This is a genomic window from Paenibacillus sp. J22R67, assembly GCF_059692175.1.
Window position 1 is genome coordinate 655,328 of sequence record NZ_JCAUAX010000002.1, and the last position, 17,327, is coordinate 672,654.

The window sequence follows — 17,327 nt, forward strand, 5'->3', positions numbered from 1 at the left end:
AAAAAAGACCTCAAAATAAAGATCAATTTGAGTGTCTATTGCTGAGTTGTTATGAGATTCGACACAACCTTTTGCATATCCATTGGCCCTTCAAAAACGTGAAAGCCAACTTGCAACTTGGTGTTCCCGCCTTGCTTTTCAAGCTCAGTAGCAAATGCCTTGCGGTCGCTAATAAGACCAGATTTCACAAGAAGCTCACTAACTGTCGTTGCATCAAGACTAGGCTGCACGTAAATAACCGTTCTAACAACCGTCTCTGCTTTAGGCTGCTCTTGAGGCTTAGCATCGGCTAGCTTGTCCGTTGCTTCTTTCACCTTATTTTTAACAGTAGCGTCCATCTCTGCTTGCGTATACATGTTAGTCCCTAAATCAAAAACTTGGTAATACTTAGTGGCTTCCTCTTTCAATTTCTGAGGATCCATTTCATCAAGAGCTAAACCAGATTTGCCCGGTGCACTCGCCCGAACGGACATCATTTGCAACAACAACGCCCCAACAATGATCCCTGTTCCAATACCTAAAATATACGAACGATTTTTAAGCACGGGTCTGCTCCTCCTGCCTAGAAAGCTGTAGGATCAAACTAACTTCACCTTTATTCATCCCTAATTTCTTAGCGATAGCTTCCACGCCTTTGCCTTGATCATGCAAAGAAAATAGCTCAGCATATCGGCTTTTCATACTCAAACCTGCATAAACTGGCTCTTCCTCCAAAATAGGTGGCTCTACGACCAAAGCAGAATTCATGAATTGAGACTCTCCCGCGGCTGCGTGTTGCTCTAGTGATATTAGAGTCCCTTGATCATTGACATGCACTTTAGTCAACTCCTGTGACAGTTCAAGCTTCTGCTTCTCCAAAGTTTCCAACCTACCTGCCAGCTTGGCAAGTTCGACCTCATAATCTTGTTTGGTCTTCGAAAATAGGTCAAGTAGCGATTGATTCTGCTCATCCATCTCCGCGGCAAAGTGTTCTATCGTTTCCTCGATCTCCTGAGCGACAGTCATCTTACCAGAGGCTGCCACTTGTTCCTTAGGCAGAAAACGCGCATAAACAATCAAGACCAGCCCTAAAAGCACGATATACATCCACGGCTGCATAGCCACTTATGTTCACCTTTTTCTATATAATGAGAAAACGCCTTATAATGATAAATCAATATGATGCCCTTTGTACGGATGATTCGGTTGATGGTCAAGTTCAGGAGGGGCTGAGGACGAAGTTTTCTTGTTCTTTGACTTCCTCTCAGCCATCTGCTGCTTCTGCCCACCGTGATCTTGGATATCAGCCCTAGCGCTTTCTTCAAGCTTACTGCTTCGGTGTCGATCCTTTTCTGTTGATTGAGCAGCCTGATTTTCTAAAATCGTCTCATCTTGACGAGGTTTCTGCATCAATTGATTTTGACGAATTCCCGCCTCATCATTTTTGTGTACAGCGAACTGTAAATCGATGGCTTTAAAACTCATCGCTTACCCACTCCTTCACTCACACGTAGGCAATCATTGAAATATCTCCGTCGTTCAAACGGAACGTCATACGGTTAGTAGGATCTTTGATGAATTTCGTATAACGACCAATGACAATCTTAGTTCCACCGTAAACGGTCGACAAAACTTCAACCTTCGCTTGTTCGGAGTCTTCTAACGATTTTTCAATCTCAAGAATACGTTCCTTAACCGTATTTTGCTCCTCGATGCCTTGCTTTTTCGTATGATTCAGCTTAACTCGCATAGCTAGTTTATCTGGAGTAAGTTGTCCAGCAGCAGCTAATGCGTCCAACAGTGAAAGAGCTTTGTCTGTTTTGTCCAAATTCTCCATAAATATCCGCAGCTGATTACGCAAATGTATCATTTCATTGCGGAGTTCAGGTAATACCCCAACTTCAATGACGGTTGTGGTTGACATGGAGTTCCCGATTGTACGCGCAGTCACACGTTCACCCGCTTGTATCGTACCGCCTACGATGAGTCCCTTAGCTCCATTACAGCTAACTGCTTTGCCAGCTCGAATGGTTGCATGCATAATGCTCTGTGAAACTTTCAATTCACCTAACACTTCAACGGTCGCATCTTGAATAAAAGAGCTTTTTACATTTTTACCTGCCTTCACAAAGGCCTTGTTTTGACCTACGATGCCAGCGTTTATCTCTATAGAGCCATCCGCTTCAAGCTCTGCAGCTTCTACGCCTCCAGTGACGCGTATATCGCCCGCAGCCCGGATTTTAAATCCAGGCAAAACATTACCCCGGACAACAACAGTACCGATAAAATCAATGTTTCCAACATGATAATCCACATCTCCATTGACTTCATAGACAGGAAATACGTTAATCTTGTCTCGATCTGTTTTGACAACCATCCCATCAATCAAGGCATATAGCCCCTTTTGCTCGGCGTCTGCAATAACATTCTTTCCAATTTTGAAACGAGCTTCTTTCCCAGCTTTGGTAAAAATCGTCTCACCGGTTACAGCACGTCCCGGAGTGCCCTCGGTAGCCAAAAATCGCTGCCCAATAAGCTGTCCTTTTTTTACATTATGTAGGGATACCACTTCTTTATAATTTACCCTGCCGTCATCCAGCTCTTGAGGTTTTTTGTCATTCTCATCAAAATCAAAAATATATGAAATATAACCGTTAGCACCTAGTTCTGCCTTCGTCCCGGCAGCGATAACTAGCTTTTGTTGATAAAAAGATTTAGGATCTGCAGCTATTTGAGCTAGCAATGGTCGATTCAATCCATGGACAATCCGGTTTTTCTGAGCTAATTCTTCTAATTGAGCAGCTGTTACTTTTAAAGTGTCATCTATATTATTAATAAGTAAAAATGCTGACAATTTATCATCCGAGATGGAAATACTGATGTAAAAATCTAAAGGCATGTTCCTCTCAAGCATGGAATTCCACCCTTCAACTTTAGCAAGTTTATATTAAGTATCTTGAAATAGCTGATTCTTAAATCGGCTAAGTACACCCTTTAGACGAAGAATCGCTTTTGAATGTAGTTGCGAAATGCGTGAAGGAGATAGGCTCATAACTTCAGCTATTTCACTTAACGAGAGTTCCTCGAAATAAAATAACGAAACCACGGTCCGTTCCTTCTCCGTTAAGCGTTCAATAGCTTTGGCCAACGATTCTTTGAGATAAAACTCGTTCACTTGAAACTCTGGATTTTTAGCTTTTTCATCAACAAGTAAGGAAAGCCGCGTTTCCGAATCTTCTTCCCGAATTGGATCATCAATCGAACACACCGTCGTAATAGAAATATCTTGAAGCATCTGTTGGAAATCTTGCTCGCTGACCTGCAAGTATGCGCTGATCTCGGCATCTGTCACAGAACGAAGATACTGTTGTTCAAGTTTCTGGTAGGCATCTTCAACCTTTTTGGCCTTTTCTCTAACAGAGCGCGGAACCCAATCTCCTTGCCTTAGACCATCGATGATAGAGCCACGGATTCGCCAGGATGCATAAGTTTCAAATTGTAATCCGCGGGCATAATCAAATTTCTCCACGGCATCAATAAGACCCATCACGCCATAGCTGGACAGGTCCTCTTTCGAGACGCTTTTGGGTAGTCCAATGGCTAGACGTCCAGAAACATAATCGACTAAAGGCAAGTAACTCTCAATCAATGCCTGCTTAGCGGGAACCCAGCCTTCTTCTTTCCACTGCTTCCATAAGTCGAAATTCGCTAGTTGTGATTGCTTTTGTTCGATCATGATTTACGTTTCACCATCCTTAGTCTTCTGACATTCGCCTTAGGGCACCAGCCAGTTGTTCAGGGTCCAGATTATTCTTGGTGACTAACTTAGGTGGATTCAGTGGTGAAAATTGCATGTCAGCTGATGACGGCGCATGATTATTGCCTAAATTGGCTTTCAACAATTCACGTGTTTCCTCATCTTCTTCTGGAGTCGTCAAATCCAAAGTTTGACCAACCGATGAATCTGACGTCATATTCGCATCTTGGGAGTGGCTTGCTGCATGTTCAGCCCCAATCATCAGGCCTAACACCCATCGAAAACCAAAAGTAAGAATAAATAAAATAACAAAACTATACATGCATTTCAGACAGGAAGTTAACAATAAATTATTGCCAATTGATAGACCAAAAGTAAATAAACCTGCCAAACCTGCCACAATGAAATTTATCCGAATGGTACCAATCATCATTAAATTTCTTTCACTCCTAATTGGACGCTTCGAATTACTAGAATACCAGTTTCACTATTAAATTCTATCGTTCGACCGTAATTGGCTCCAGTATCCTCTGCTCGAATTGGAATTCTGTATTTATTCAACATTTCTTTACAAGATTCAACATTTCTCGGACCAATTCTCATCGTATCATTATTTCCAGCAAATGCAAACATTTGTGCGCCGCCGGCAAGCTTTGCTTCAAGCTTACTGATACTGGCCCCGAGCTGCTCCATTCTGGAAATTAACTCAGGTATTGCGGTATCCGCGTATTTCGCAATGTTCAAGGAACCTTCGCGGGCAATTTCAGAGGATGGTAGCATGACATGTGCCATACCAGCTACTTTCACGCGGCTGTCATAAAGCGTAACCCCTACACATGATCCTAAACCTGTTGTTTTCAACACACCAGTAAGGTGAGCAACATTCAAGTCAGCCATGCCAACTTTAATCAAATTATCCTGAGTCATGAAGAATCTACTCCTAATGCCGAAAATATTTTGCCAAACGATTCCGGATCAGGAATTAGGAAGAAATGTCCCTGTACTTCATTTTCCCCTTCCAAAAATTTGGTATCGATGAGGAGTGCCTGATCGCCCATTTGACCAAATTGCAATAAACCATAACTTAATATGGCACCTGCCATATCCATCGCTAATGCTGGTACTGTGGGTTGCATGTTCAGGTTAGTAAAATCAGCAAGAGAAGAAAGATAGGAACCTGCAAGAATGTTGCCTATTTCGTTTAAAGCCGATAACTCTAGCTCCGAATACTCTTCTTGATCTTCAATGTTCAAACCAATCAGATCCCGCAATATATTCTTGGCGGCATCCAAATTGAGAATAAAGAACATATTTCCCGGAGCGTCTCCTTCTACTCGTAAGAAAATGGCAAGAACAACCGTTTCAGCCCCGCCAACACTATCACAAATTTCTTCAAAAGGAAGCATCCTGACTTTGGGTACAAGCATATCGATCGGTTTATCCAATAGCGTAGATAGGGCGGTAGCAGCATGCCCCGCGCCTATATTACCAACTTCCTTCAGAACATCCATTTGAAAATCTGCCAACTGGCTAAAAACGTCCACAAGCTATTCCCCTAATCTTTCTAACTGAAGAATTTCGTCGCGGTTTAAAACCTGCTCTAAATTAAGCAGAACTAGCAATCTTTCCTCGCCGACACGCGCAATCCCATCGAGATACTTCGCTTTGATGCCGCCAACAATTTCTGGTGGAGTATCAATGTTATCCGTATCCAGGTCAATGACGTCATTAGCTGAATCTACGATTAAGCCCACTTCAAATTCACCTGCTGATACGATGATAATACGAGAAGCATCTGAAGTCGCTTGCTCTTCAAGTCCAAATCGGGAGCGCAGATTGATAATCGGAATAACAACACCACGGAGATTAATTACGCCTTTAACAAATTCAGGTGCTTTTGGAACACGCGTCATTGGCTGCATTCTTTCAATCGTTCTGACTTTCTCGACTTCCACGCCATACTCTTCCGATCCAAGTGCGAAGACGATTACTTTCTTTTCTTCTCCCATTGTAATATCCTCCCTAGAATTATGTATTTATTTAATCAATGCGTTTGGATCAATAATCAAAGCTACTTGCCCATCACCAAGAATCGTAGCGCCCGAGATAGCAAATAGTCCTGTTAAATACTTACCTAATGTTTTGAGAACAATCTCTTGCTGGCCGATAAACTCATCAACCATCAGTGCCACTTGCTTGTCCCCTTTGCGAACAACGACAATTTCTGTTTCCTCTTCAAGATCCTCATTGAAATCCGGAACTTCAAACAATGTGCTCAAAGATACAAGAGGAATAACTGACTTGCGGTAATCCACCATTTTGTTACCATGGATGTTGCGAATTTGATTTTTCTGAATCGCTGAAGTTTCCACGATAGAAGATAAAGGAATCGCATATTTCTCACTGCCAAGTCGAACTAACATAGCCGAAATAATAGAAAGTGTGAGCGGGAGTTGAACAGAGAATTTACTGCCTACGCCTGGCTTCGAATCGACTTGTACATGTCCACCAAGCATTTGAATCTTAGTTTTCACGACATCAAGCCCCACGCCGCGACCAGAGATGTCTGAGATTTTTTCGGCCGTACTGAAACCTGAAGCGAACAGTAAGTTGTAAACTTCCTTATCCGTCAGCTTTGCAGCTTGTTCAGCAGTTACAAGTCCATTTTTCAGCGCCGTTTTTAATACTTTCTCCCTATAAATGCCTTTTCCATCTTCTTCTATTTCGATAAATACATGATTCCCACTATGGAAGGCACGAAGTTGGATGGTTCCATGTTCACTTTTTCCTGCAGCTATACGGTCACTGATTGACTCAATACCATGATCAACAGCATTACGCAGTAAGTGGACAAGCGGGTCACCAATCTCATCAATAACAGTACGGTCTAATTCGGTTTCTGCGCCAGTGATCACTAGATCTACTTTCTTATCTAGTGATTTCGCCAAATCCCTTATCATCCGCGGGAAACGATTGAATACGGAATCGACGGGCACCATGCGAAGTTTTAGAACAATATTTTGCAAGTCGCTGCTAACTCTAGACATGTGTTCTACTGTTTCTGTTAAATCATTGCGCTTAACTTCACTAGCCAGTTGTTCCAAACGTACACGATCAATCAGCAATTCACTAAAAAGATTCATCAATGCGTCTAGTCGCTCTATATCGACACGAATCGTACGGCTTGCAACAGGGGCACCACCAGCTGCCGGCTTCGATCCTGCTGCCGCAGGTTCTACCGCAGCCGGTGTGCTAGCAACAGAAATAGCTGGAGTTGGTACCTCAACAGCTGCTACAGCAGCAGCGATTTCTTGTCTTGCTGCCTCTACTTCATTGCGAGGACGAGACAATTCAACCAGAGACTCAGAGTCAACCGTAATAATTACGGCAGATTCTATCTCTGAGACGCTAAGAATCTCTTTTTCTAGAGTAGCCTGATCCACTTTCGATATAAAATAGAGCGAGAATGAGCGATCAAATTTCTCTTGCTCGATCTCTTGAACAGATGGCGTCGCTTTGACAATCTCACCCATTCTCTCCAATGCATCGAAGACCATATAAGCACGCGCGGCTTTCAATACACAATTCTCATTGACGTTAACTTCTATGTAGAAAACTAGAAAACCCGCATCAATGGATTGCTGAAGAATGGAAAATTGAAATTCATCTACTTCAATGCCTTTAGCTGGTTCCTTAACTGCTGCAACAACTGTTGCTGAAGCTGTTTTGTATTCACCGGTCACAATGGATCGTAGTGATACTACAATTGGAGTAACATCAGCTTTTCCAGTGCCGCCTTGAATAATGTCTTCTACCATGGATTCTAACGAATCTAAACTTTTAAAAATACAATCAAAAATGAATGGATTCATTTCGATTTTACTGTTGCGGACCATATCTAGAACGTTTTCCATTTCATGCGTAAGAGAAGCGATATCCTCAAATCCCATTGTCGCAGACATGCCCTTCAACGTATGTGCAGAACGAAAAATATTATGTACTATGCTAATATCTTGAGGGTTGCTTTCTAAACTTAGTAAGTTTTCATTCAAAGATTGCAAGTGTTCTTTCGACTCATCGATAAACATGGATAAATATTGACTAAGTTCCAAAACCACACACCTCCAATAGGATCTTTAAGTAGCTTGCTTGCATTGTTCCATCAATTAAGGAAGTACACATTGTGTCAAGCGGGCAGCAATATTTTGCTGTGGGATTACATGCATAGCTGCCTGCATTTCTACTGCAGCCCGTGGCATACCATAAACGACACACGTTTCTTCGGACTCAGCAATGGTTGTCACTGCTCCCGATTGCTTCAAGGAAAGCATTCCTCTGGCGCCATCGCTACCCATCCCCGTCATCAGGACGATGTGCCTCTTCAACTCATTCAGGCCAAGCAAGGACTCAAACATGACATCCACCGAAGGACGGTGGCCAGAACGAGGATCTTCTTTAGTTAATTTAATTTTGTATGTTTTGTTAACATCTTTGTATACAATCATATGCCAACCTCCAGGTGCCACATAAGCAGTTGCCGTTTTGAGCACATCTCCCTCTGCTGCCTCAACAACTTGGATCTGAGAGATGTCGTTCAAACGCTGTGCTAATGACTTTGTGAAATTAGGCGGCATATGTTGAACAATTAGGATTGGAGCAGGAAAGCCAGCTGGGATATTGGAGATCACTTGGTGTAAGGCTCGTGGTCCACCCGTTGAAGTTCCAATTGCAACAAGATGCTCAAAATTCGTTGAATTTTCTGCTAATGCTTTCTTCGTATCTGGCTGCTTCAACGTGCCGACTTTATTGAGTTGAAGCGGTGCTAAATTGCTTCTCGGTGACACGGGAGCCTGTTGAATGGGCTGAAATGATCTCAACTTGGTTCGAACAGCCATCTGCAGCTTTTCGTGCAGCAGCTGCTTTACTTTATATAAGTCCAGAGAGATCGAACCCGATGGCTTTCGAATAAAGTCGACAGCACCCCATTCAAGCGCTTTTATCGTTTCTGCTGCCCCTTCCTCGGTTAAGGAGCTAATCATAATCACCGGAGTTGGCTGCTCAGCCATAATGCGCTGTAACGCATCCAGACCGTTCATCACAGGCATTTCTACATCCATTGTGACGGCATCAGGTCGTAAAAGCTTCACTTGTTCAATAGCTTCTTGTCCGTTTTTGGCTGTTCCAATGATGTTATACTGAGGATTATCTGAAATCAGATCGCTTATTATTTTTCGCATAAAGACGGAGTCATCTACAACTAGTATGTTATATAGTGCCATGCTGTTTCCCTCCCTTTATGTGCTAATTCGACATAACTCGCGAAATTCCTATTTCAAAAGTTTCATCATTTTATTCAAAAAGCCCTTGACACCAGGTGAAGTAGTTTCAACAACGCGATAACCTTTAATATAATCTTCTACAAGTGACTGCAGACTTCTAGCCGCATCCGAGTTGGGAAACGCAACGGTAAAGGGAATTTGCTTTTTCACAGCTTTTGACACTGACGCATCGTCTTCCACGAACCCCAGTGTAGGAATCTGAATTCCTAGGAATTGTTTAGCTACTAAAGCGATTTTGTCAGCAGTTTGCTTGCCTTCCTTCCGATCTGTCACCCGGTTCACTATTAGTTTGAAGGACACATTGTGCCCCATCGAATTAACCATTTTGATAATCGCATAAGCATCTGTAATAGAAGTTGGCTCTGGAGTCGTTACGACGAAAGTTTCCTCAGCCGCAAGAATGAATTTCAATGTTTCTTTTGACAAACCAGCACCAGTATCAAAAATGATGAAATCCACGTAACCGTTAAGCTGCATAACTTGTTCGGCAAAGTAGTCCAGCTCATCTTCCGTTAAACGAAGCAAATCATTGAAACCAGAGCCGCCTGCGATAAAATCCAAATCATTTGAACCCTTTTGGATGATTTCCCAAATGGTTTTTTCCTTTTTTAACAAGTGATACAAATTGTACTTAGAGGAAATGCCCATCAGTACATCAATATTGGCAAGCCCTATGTCAGCATCAAAAACAAGAACCTTATAACCTTGAGACTGAAGCGCTAAAGCAAAGTTAAGCGTAACATTCGATTTCCCTACGCCGCCCTTTCCGCTAGTCACGGTAATAATCCTGGTAGTTTTTGTGCCTTTATCATTCTGAATTTGAACCAGGTTCCGTAACCCTTCTGCTTGATCCTTCATGCCCTAGGTTCCTCCAATAACAAATCAATGATTTGCCACTCGTTCAATTCCGTTATGTCATCAGGCACGCTTTGACCATTGGTCACATACGAAATCTGAAGAGAGAACTCATGAACAATATTAACAATAGCTCCGTAAGAATCCGTCTCATCCATTTTGGTGAAAATGACTTTATCCAGCTTAAATTTGTTAAAGTTATTCGTAATTGCCTTCATGTCTCTATATTTCGTTGTTAAGCTTAGTACTAGTATTGTCTCGCTGCTGCCTTGTGTCTTGAGCAAGGAATTGAGCTCTGAGACGTACATTTCATTACGGAAATTGCGACCGGCTGTATCCATGAAAATAATATCGCATTCTGCTAAGTTTTGAAATGCTTTTACTAAATCTTGCGGTGAAAACACAACTTCTAATGGAACATTCAGAATGGTGGCATACGTTTTTAGTTGTTCGATAGCTGCGATTCGGTAGGTGTCTGAAGTAATAAAACCAACCTTCCGTTGATACTTCAGCACTTGTTCAGCAGCAAGCTTGGCAATTGTCGTCGTCTTACCCACGCCGGTCGGGCCCACAAAATGCACAACTCGCGTGTTCGGTGCGATTTTCTTGCCATGTTCGGACTGAAAAACCTGACCTAGTTTAGCCTTAACGATTTGTATAGCATTCTCGTCTGTTACTGGTTCATCGGCAAGTTGAAAATCAGCGACTGTCTCATCCATAATTTGACGAATCAACTTTGGATCTACTTCTTGATCACTTAATCGCTGTTCGAGCTTTTGTAAAGGTTCAGGGAGAGCGAACACATCAGAAGCTTGCGTTAGCTTCTTCATCATCTCTTTCATCTGTTTGAGTTCCTCGATAAGCTGCTCATCCTTATGATAGCTAATCTTATTAGGTGCATTAACCGAAGCTGGTGTATACGTCTGATGCGACGATTGCGCTATAGTTGTTTGCATATCCACGCCATATTTTGCTGCAATAGGTTCATTTGCTACTGAAACATTCGCGAGCACATCCGGGACATCCGGAAAATCAGATTGATGAGGTTGAGACTTTGACGCATATACTTGAGAAATCAATGGTTGTTGTTTCTGTTGTTGATGAAGCTGAGGCGAAACCTTAGATGCCGTTGGGGCTGCATTCGAACTGGTATTATCAATGGCAGCTATAACCTCAATCTTTTTCTTTCCGAACATACCAAGAAATCCGCCTGTGCGAATTTCTTTGGTATTAAGTATCACTGCATCCTTCCCTAGATCTGTGCGAATTTTCTGTAGTGCATCAGGCATGGAATCAACGACATATCTTTTTACTCTCATAAATTGACTACCCCCATGCTCTGAATTTCTACGCTAGGCTCTAATTCGCTGTACGATAAAACAGGAATATCTTGCAGTGTTCTTTCAAGCAGTTGTCTCAAATACATTCGAATTGTTGGTGATGTTAAAATAACAGGTTGTTGGCCTGATTGAATTAATTTACTTACTTGTTCACTTACGCGATGATAAATAATTTGAGATGAAGATGGATCCAGCGCTAAATAACTCCCCTGATCGGACTGCTGCACAGAATCAGCAATTTTCTTTTCCACTGACGGACCTACTGTGATTACTTTCAATGAATCTCCTAGTGAAGTGAATTGCTGCGTGATTTGTCTAGATAGTGATTGTCTGACATATTCCGTCAAGATCTCAGGATCCTTCGTATACGTGCCATAATCGGCAAGTGTCTCCAAAATAGTAACCAAGTCGCGAACCGATATTTTCTCTTTAAGCAGCTTAGCTAACACCTTTTGAACATCACCAATCGACAAAACGGATGGGATAAGATCATCAACAAGTGCAGGGTAGGAGTCGCGAACATTATCAATGAGCGCTTTCGTTTCTTGGCGTCCAAGAAGCTCATGTGTGTGTTTCTTAATAACTTCTGTAAGATGAGTGGCCACTACAGATGGAGGATCAACAACTGTATATCCCGATAACTCGGCTCGCTCTTTGGTTACTTCATCAATCCAGATGGCAGGCAACCCAAAAGCAGGCTCTGTTGTCTCAATTCCAGCAATTGAATCATCATCAATTCCTGGGCTCATTGCCAGATAGTGATTAAGGAGTAGTTCGCCACGTGCTACTGTATTGCCTTTAATTTTGATGATATACTCATTCGGGCGTAATTGAATATTATCTCGTATCCGAATAACAGGAACGACTACCCCCAATTCAAGTGCACATTGCCTACGAATCAATATAATTCGGTCAAGTAAATCTCCGCCTTGCTGTGTATCCGCGAGTGGAATTAAGCCATAACCAAACTCAAACTCAATCGGATCGACTTGCAGTAAGGAGATAACACTTTCGGGACTTCGAACTTCCTCAATTTGTTGCTCTTCAACCAATTGTTCTTCTTTGATAGCTTCTCGTTCCAAGTTTTTTTGCATTTTGTAACCGGCGAAAACCAACAATCCGGCAATCGGAAAAGTCGTAAACCAATGGATTGGTGTGAAAATCCCTAACATTACTAAAGTACCTGCAACAATATAAAGAAGTTTAGGCTGTGCAGTTAATTGCTTAGTAACATCATGGCCTAAGTTCCCTTCGGAAGATGCTCTTGTAACGATAATACCAGCAGCCGTTGAAATCAGTAGTGCAGGAATTTGGGAAACTAGTCCATCCCCAATCGTTAGAATCGAGAAGGTTTGAAGGGCTTCCGAGAAGTCCATACCTTTCATCGTCATCCCGATAATAAAGCCACCAATCAAATTGATGACCAAAATGACAATACCAGCAATAGCATCTCCTTTTACGAATTTGCTGGCACCATCCATTGCCCCGTAAAAATCTGCTTCTCGCTCAATTTTTTGTCTACGTTCCCGGGCTTGAACCTCGTTAATCAACCCGGCATTTAAATCGGCATCGATACTCATTTGTTTACCTGGCATCGCATCGAGCGTAAATCTTGCTGCGACTTCGGCAACGCGCTCAGAACCTTTGGTAATTACGATGAATTGAACCAAAACAAGGATAAGGAATACGACAAATCCCACGACGATATTTCCTTGCGCTACGAAAGAACCAAAAGTTCTGACCACGTCGCCTGCTTCTGCATGAGACAAAATGTTTCGAGTTGTAGAAACGTTTAGAGCTAATCGAAACAACGTTGTGATCAGTAGTAAGGATGGAAAAATAGAGAATTGCAAGGCTTCTTGCGTATTCATGGCAACCAAGATAATCATCAAAGCAATAGAGATGTTAATGATTAGAAGAAAATCCAACAAAGGGATTGGAACTGGTACAATCATCATTAAAACAATACCAATAATGCCTATGAGAACGAACAAATCCTTGACTTTCACTAGATTGTACCTCCCTTCTCTTTAATTCGTCTTGCCCTTCATTTTATATACATACGCCAACACTTCTGCGACAGCTTGGAACAGCTCAGCCGGAATCGAGTCTCCTATTTCCACCTGTGCAAAGATCGCACGAGCAAGCGGTTTATTTTCCATCGTAATGATACCGTTGGTCTTGGCAACTTCTTTGATTTTCAATGCTACGTAGTCAGCGCCTTTCGCAATAACGGTAGGGGCTTGCATATTGGTGGAATCATATTTCAGGGCCACTGCAAAGTGAGTTGGGTTCGTAATAATGACATCCGCTTTGGGTACTTCCTGCATCATTCGCTGCATCGCCATCTGACGCTGCTTCGAACGGATCTTTCCTTTGATAAGGGGATCTCCCTCACTTTTCTTGTATTCATCTTTAATGTCCTGTTTTGACATTTTAAGACTTTTCTCATGTTCGTATTTTTGATAAATATAGTCAAAAATGGCAAGCACAACGAGAACGGCGCCTATTTTTATCCCCAACTTTAAAGTCAGTGAAGCGATAAACGAAAACGTGCTTTCGAGCGGAGTATGTCCCAAGCCCAATAGTCTAGCCTTTGCTCCCATTAATGTCGTGTAAACAACATAGCCGATGATGGTCATTTTCAAAGTAGACTTCAAAAACTCCATCACGGTCCGCAAAGAGAAAATCCGTTTAAAGCCTTCTAAAGGATTAATCTTATTGAATTTCATCAGCAAGGGCTCGCCGATAAACAAAAACCCGATTTGCGCATAGTTCCCAATAATAGCGATGACCATTACTAAAATAAAAATCGGACCTAAAATATAAAATCCTTGCTTGAGCAGATCAGCGAAAAGCGCATGAACATTGCTATCCGTTATATCCATTGTCAGTTGATTCTCATACACATTTCGAAAAATGTTAATCATTCTCTCCTTCATGTACCCGCCAAACATGAGAAAAGAGATGAACGAAAGGAGTAAGATAAGTGCCGCGGGTAAGTCCATACTTTTCGCAACTTGCCCTTTTTGGCGAGCATCTTGCCTTTTCTTCGCCGTAGCTGGCTCCGTCTTTTCCCCAGCAAACCATTGTAAATCAAGCTGCAAACGACGTTGTTGGGACACGGATTTCCTCCTACTTAGGGAGATGGTTGCTGTGTTCCGCTAATGATTTGGAGCAACTTCTCCATGTTATCGAAAATGGTTGAGAACAAATATTGGAATTGCGATATTAATTCCGGGAATAAAACAACGAGCAAGAAAAAGCCCAGAATCATTTTAAGCGGCGCACCGATAACAAAAATGTTGAATTGCGGAGCAACTCTGGTTAACAGCCCTAAACCTAAATCTGTTAAGAAAAGAGCAGCTATAATCGGTGCAGCAAGTTGAAACGAGAGATAAAACATTTTGGCCAATGAATGAAACAAGAAATCAGAGATTTCACCGTTATACATCCGAGCAAACAGCTGATTGTCCAGCGGAACCCACTTGTAGCTATCCATGATAGCTCTTAGGAGGTAATGATGGCCGTCAAATGAAAGAAATAATAGAACGGCAATCATATATTTGAGGTTACCTAACATTGGAGATGAAACTCCTGTTAGCGGATCAATTACGCTTGCCATGCTAAAGCCAATTTGCATATCCATAAAAGAACCAGCAGTTTGAATGACCGAAAAAAAGATGTAGGCAAGAAAACCAAGTAAAATGCCGATCAGCATTTCACGAATAATCAAAAGAACATATTCACCATCCATGGGAATGGGTTTATCCAACCCCATGCTCGCAAAGATAAGAAATGAGATGAATACGGAAAGACCGATCTTGAACATCATGGGCACATTTCTTGAAGATAAAATCGGCACCACGACAAAGAACGATGTAATTCGACAAAAGATAAGCAAAAAAATAGGGATTGCCTGAAAAACTAATGCCATCGCGTTCACAACCTATCCAACGAATTTGTAAAGGTTGTTGAGTAAATTGAACGTAAAATCAACCAATGTGTTCATGATCCACGGCCCAAAGATGAGGATAGACAGCAGTACAGCAACGATTTTGGGAACAAAAGCTAGTGTTTGTTCTTGAATCTGCGTTGTCGCCTGGAAAATACTAATAATCAGACCTACTACAAGCCCAATTATAAGCATGGGAGCACTTGCTTTAAGCACCGTATAAACAGCTTCACCAGCAATACGTATTACAAATTCCGAACCCATTTAGGAAACCTCCGATATCTTGATCCTCAACTATAGCTTAGGAGTAATGATCTCACTACAAGATACCAACCATCTACCAAGATAAAAAGTAGAATCTTAAATGGTAATGAAATCATAACAGGCGGTAACATCATCATCCCCATCGCCATCAAGGTACTGGAAACGACCATATCAATGACCAGGAACGGAATGAATATCATAAATCCCATTTGGAAAGCAGACTTCAACTCGCTGATCGCATAAGCTGGAACTAATGAAGTAATCGGAATATCTTCTACGCCTGTAGGTGCCTTTGCTTTGGTGTAATCTAAGAATAACTTTAAATCCTTCTGACGCGTATGCTTGAACATAAACTTCTTCATTGGCAATGATGCCTTTTCGAACGCCTGCGTTTGATTGATTTCACCCTTCATATAGGGCTGTAGCGCTACTTGGTTAACTTCTCCTAGAGTTGGAGACATGATAAAAAAGGTTAAAAACAGAGCGAGTCCGATTAGAACCTGGTTAGGTGGCATCTGCTGGGTGCCTAGTGAAGTACGGACGAAACCGAGCACAATTACGATTCGTGTAAAACTAGTCATTAAAATGAGAAAAGATGGTGCAAGACTCAAAACGGTTAACAGCAGCAAAAGCGTTACTGTATTGGAAGAGCCTCCGGCAGTTCCTCCAGTCCCAATGTTTACGTTCAAACCTGGAATCGGATTGTTCGGATCAGTCTCCGCAGCTGATGCTGTCAAAGAGAGTAGAAACACAGAAACCAACACGATGAGAAGTGTAACAACTATTTTTTTTTGTTTCATTCATCATTCAACCGATCTTTTTGTTTTTGATCAGAAAGCCATTCTTCCACATTTCGGTTACGATTCGTTACACGCTGCAGCTTATCATGAAACACTTGCTGAAACGTTGAAGTAATTTCTACTTCTTCTTCGATGTCTTTTTTTCTAATTGGCAGTTTACTAATCCACTTGCTAACAGTTCCGAATCCCATTCGATCATCCTGAGAAGAAATCAGAAGCTCAGTAATGTATGCTACTTCATCGGCGTCATTGATTTTATCCAATAGCTGGATGTTGTCTCCGACGCCAACCACGAAGAGCGAATGTCCAATTTCAACAATTTGAATTGATTTATTTTGGCCTAGGGGAACTCCACCTAAAGATCGAATTGAGTTCCCAAACATTGTTCCTTTATTTTTCTTTGCTATATACCTAATAAGTACATAGAAAAGGAGAATGATTAAAATCAAGAAAAATATGACCTTAAAAATCATACCAAACGTCCCCGTTGGATCGGTACTCGGATAATCCGATGTTGGAAGTCCTTGTCCTGGTTCTGTTTCAGCAAAACCGACGGACCTTGTATACAACATTGCGGCTAAACTAAGTAATCCTGTTAGCAGTCTTTTCGAGCGGAGTCTTCTCATATCCACATTCCTTTCGGTGTATGTAAGACTCGACCGAACGAAGACGGCTTAACCTAGAGTCTTTTTAATAGCTTCAATAACACGGTCTGCTTGGAAAGGCTTAACGATAAAGTCTTTTGCACCAGCTTGAATTGCATCAATAACCATCGCTTGTTGCCCCATCGCCGAACACATGATCACTTTAGCGCTTGGTTCAATCTTTTTAATTTCTTTTAATGCTTGAATACCATCCATCTCAGGCATTGTGATATCCATTGTAATGAGATCCGGTTTCAACTCTTTGTATTTTTCGATAGCTTGTGCACCATCATTCGCTTCTCCACAAACCTCGTAACCATTTTTTGTCAAAATATCACGAATCATCATTCTCATAAATGCAGCATCATCAACAATTAGAATACGGTTAGCCATG

Annotated in this window: 20 protein-coding genes; all 20 read right to left on the reverse strand. The window is 41.8% G+C overall.

The genetic code is table 11. The features are described from left to right. Nucleotides 1-35: 35 nt before the first annotated feature. Genes AC58VC_RS09040 through AC58VC_RS09135 form a run of 20 tightly spaced genes read right to left on the reverse strand, consistent with a single transcriptional unit; the run spans nt 36 to nt 17,326 of the window. Entirely contained in the window at nt 36-545 is a 510-nt protein-coding gene (locus tag AC58VC_RS09040; RefSeq protein WP_497368487.1) for a hypothetical protein, read from the reverse strand. Continuing rightward, on the reverse strand, nt 538-1,098 hold the full coding sequence (locus tag AC58VC_RS09045; RefSeq protein WP_497369004.1) for a hypothetical protein: 561 nt from the start codon (nt 1,096-1,098) through the stop codon (nt 538-540). The genes AC58VC_RS09040 and AC58VC_RS09045 overlap by 8 nt, the downstream gene beginning before the upstream one ends. Before the next feature lie 42 nt (nt 1,099-1,140). Further along, complete coding sequence (locus tag AC58VC_RS09050) at nt 1,141-1,464, reverse strand: hypothetical protein (RefSeq protein ID WP_497368488.1); 324 nt, start codon at nt 1,462-1,464, stop codon at nt 1,141-1,143. A gap of 19 nt (nt 1,465-1,483) precedes the next feature. Then, nucleotides 1,484-2,893 (reverse strand): flagellar assembly protein A, encoded by a 1,410-nt coding sequence (locus AC58VC_RS09055; RefSeq protein WP_497368489.1) that lies wholly within the window; start codon nt 2,891-2,893, stop codon nt 1,484-1,486. A gap of 33 nt (nt 2,894-2,926) precedes the next feature. Further along, complete coding sequence (locus tag AC58VC_RS09060) at nt 2,927-3,715, reverse strand: FliA/WhiG family RNA polymerase sigma factor (RefSeq protein ID WP_161405829.1); 789 nt, start codon at nt 3,713-3,715, stop codon at nt 2,927-2,929. Between the two features lie 19 nt (nt 3,716-3,734). Continuing rightward, on the reverse strand, nt 3,735-4,169 hold the full coding sequence (locus AC58VC_RS09065; RefSeq protein WP_497368490.1) for a hypothetical protein: 435 nt from the start codon (nt 4,167-4,169) through the stop codon (nt 3,735-3,737). After that, on the reverse strand, nt 4,169-4,663 hold the full coding sequence (locus AC58VC_RS09070) for a chemotaxis protein CheD (RefSeq protein WP_497368491.1): 495 nt from the start codon (nt 4,661-4,663) through the stop codon (nt 4,169-4,171). The genes AC58VC_RS09065 and AC58VC_RS09070 overlap by 1 nt, the downstream gene beginning before the upstream one ends. Next, the gene (locus tag AC58VC_RS09075; protein ID WP_497369005.1) at nt 4,660-5,247 is read right to left on the reverse strand and encodes a chemotaxis protein CheC; all 588 of its coding nucleotides are present in this window, start codon (nt 5,245-5,247) and stop codon (nt 4,660-4,662) included. The genes AC58VC_RS09070 and AC58VC_RS09075 overlap by 4 nt, the downstream gene beginning before the upstream one ends. 36 nt (nt 5,248-5,283) lie before the next feature. Continuing rightward, nucleotides 5,284-5,745, reverse strand: a complete 462-nt coding sequence (locus tag AC58VC_RS09080; RefSeq protein ID WP_497368492.1) for a chemotaxis protein CheW — start codon at nt 5,743-5,745, stop codon at nt 5,284-5,286. A 27-nt stretch (nt 5,746-5,772) separates the two neighbouring features. Next, a complete protein-coding gene (locus AC58VC_RS09085; protein ID WP_497368493.1) occupies nt 5,773-7,848 on the reverse strand; it encodes a chemotaxis protein CheW in 2,076 nt (691 codons plus the stop codon). Nucleotides 7,849-7,902: 54 nt separating this feature from the next. Further along, the gene (locus tag AC58VC_RS09090; protein ID WP_497368494.1) at nt 7,903-9,015 is read right to left on the reverse strand and encodes a protein-glutamate methylesterase/protein-glutamine glutaminase; all 1,113 of its coding nucleotides are present in this window, start codon (nt 9,013-9,015) and stop codon (nt 7,903-7,905) included. A 48-nt stretch (nt 9,016-9,063) separates the two neighbouring features. Continuing rightward, a complete protein-coding gene (locus AC58VC_RS09095; protein ID WP_497368495.1) occupies nt 9,064-9,933 on the reverse strand; it encodes a MinD/ParA family protein in 870 nt (289 codons plus the stop codon). Then, nucleotides 9,930-11,249 (reverse strand): flagellar biosynthesis GTPase FlhF, encoded by a 1,320-nt coding sequence (gene flhF, locus AC58VC_RS09100; protein WP_497368496.1) that lies wholly within the window; start codon nt 11,247-11,249, stop codon nt 9,930-9,932. The genes AC58VC_RS09095 and flhF overlap by 4 nt, the downstream gene beginning before the upstream one ends. Continuing rightward, nucleotides 11,246-13,279 (reverse strand): flagellar biosynthesis protein FlhA, encoded by a 2,034-nt coding sequence (gene flhA / locus AC58VC_RS09105; protein ID WP_497368497.1) that lies wholly within the window; start codon nt 13,277-13,279, stop codon nt 11,246-11,248. Before flhA ends, flhF begins: the two co-directional genes overlap by 4 nt. A 21-nt stretch (nt 13,280-13,300) precedes the next feature. Beyond that, nucleotides 13,301-14,395, reverse strand: coding sequence for a flagellar biosynthesis protein FlhB (gene flhB, locus AC58VC_RS09110; RefSeq protein WP_497368498.1), 1,095 nt, complete (start codon nt 14,393-14,395; stop codon nt 13,301-13,303). Between the two features lie 14 nt (nt 14,396-14,409). Next, nucleotides 14,410-15,207 carry a flagellar biosynthetic protein FliR gene (gene fliR / locus AC58VC_RS09115; RefSeq protein ID WP_497368499.1) on the reverse strand — a complete coding sequence of 266 codons (798 nt, stop codon included), beginning with the start codon at nt 15,205-15,207 and terminating at the stop codon, nt 14,410-14,412. 12 nt (nt 15,208-15,219) lie between these two features. Next, nucleotides 15,220-15,489, reverse strand: a complete 270-nt coding sequence (gene fliQ, locus AC58VC_RS09120) for a flagellar biosynthesis protein FliQ (protein ID WP_029195371.1) — start codon at nt 15,487-15,489, stop codon at nt 15,220-15,222. Between the two features lie 26 nt (nt 15,490-15,515). Then, a complete protein-coding gene (gene fliP / locus AC58VC_RS09125) occupies nt 15,516-16,289 on the reverse strand; it encodes a flagellar type III secretion system pore protein FliP (protein WP_497368500.1) in 774 nt (257 codons plus the stop codon). Beyond that, the gene (locus tag AC58VC_RS09130) at nt 16,286-16,915 is read right to left on the reverse strand and encodes a flagellar biosynthetic protein FliO (RefSeq protein WP_497368501.1); all 630 of its coding nucleotides are present in this window, start codon (nt 16,913-16,915) and stop codon (nt 16,286-16,288) included. Before AC58VC_RS09130 ends, fliP begins: the two co-directional genes overlap by 4 nt. A gap of 48 nt (nt 16,916-16,963) precedes the next feature. Continuing rightward, a complete protein-coding gene (locus AC58VC_RS09135) occupies nt 16,964-17,326 on the reverse strand; it encodes a response regulator (RefSeq protein WP_127451060.1) in 363 nt (120 codons plus the stop codon). Between the last annotated feature and the right edge of the window lies 1 nt (nt 17,327).

Excerpts from the sequence above, each read along its gene's own strand:
- AC58VC_RS09075 (WP_497369005.1), bottom strand. The coding sequence starts at position 5,247 with ATGGATGTTCTGAAGGAAGTTGGTAATATAGGCGCGGGGCATGCTGCT.
- AC58VC_RS09095 (WP_497368495.1), bottom strand. The coding sequence starts at position 9,933 with ATGAAGGATCAAGCAGAAGGGTTACGGAACCTGGTTCAAATTCAGAAT.
- AC58VC_RS09135 (WP_127451060.1), bottom strand. The coding sequence starts at position 17,326 with ATGGCTAACCGTATTCTAATTGTTGATGATGCTGCATTTATGAGAATG.
- fliR (WP_497368499.1), bottom strand. The coding sequence starts at position 15,207 with ATGGCATTAGTTTTTCAGGCAATCCCTATTTTTTTGCTTATCTTTTGT.
- fliP (WP_497368500.1), bottom strand. The coding sequence starts at position 16,289 with ATGAAACAAAAAAAAATAGTTGTTACACTTCTCATCGTGTTGGTTTCT.
- AC58VC_RS09050 (WP_497368488.1), bottom strand. The coding sequence starts at position 1,464 with ATGAGTTTTAAAGCCATCGATTTACAGTTCGCTGTACACAAAAATGAT.
- AC58VC_RS09060 (WP_161405829.1), bottom strand. The coding sequence starts at position 3,715 with ATGATCGAACAAAAGCAATCACAACTAGCGAATTTCGACTTATGGAAG.
- AC58VC_RS09080 (WP_497368492.1), bottom strand. The coding sequence starts at position 5,745 with ATGGGAGAAGAAAAGAAAGTAATCGTCTTCGCACTTGGATCGGAAGAG.
- AC58VC_RS09055 (WP_497368489.1), bottom strand. The coding sequence starts at position 2,893 with ATGCTTGAGAGGAACATGCCTTTAGATTTTTACATCAGTATTTCCATC.
- AC58VC_RS09090 (WP_497368494.1), bottom strand. The coding sequence starts at position 9,015 with ATGGCACTATATAACATACTAGTTGTAGATGACTCCGTCTTTATGCGA.
- AC58VC_RS09045 (WP_497369004.1), bottom strand. The coding sequence starts at position 1,098 with ATGCAGCCGTGGATGTATATCGTGCTTTTAGGGCTGGTCTTGATTGTT.
- AC58VC_RS09070 (WP_497368491.1), bottom strand. The coding sequence starts at position 4,663 with ATGACTCAGGATAATTTGATTAAAGTTGGCATGGCTGACTTGAATGTT.
- flhF (WP_497368496.1), bottom strand. The coding sequence starts at position 11,249 with ATGAGAGTAAAAAGATATGTCGTTGATTCCATGCCTGATGCACTACAG.
- fliQ (WP_029195371.1), bottom strand. The coding sequence starts at position 15,489 with ATGGGTTCGGAATTTGTAATACGTATTGCTGGTGAAGCTGTTTATACG.
- AC58VC_RS09065 (WP_497368490.1), bottom strand. The coding sequence starts at position 4,169 with ATGATGATTGGTACCATTCGGATAAATTTCATTGTGGCAGGTTTGGCA.
- AC58VC_RS09130 (WP_497368501.1), bottom strand. The coding sequence starts at position 16,915 with ATGAGAAGACTCCGCTCGAAAAGACTGCTAACAGGATTACTTAGTTTA.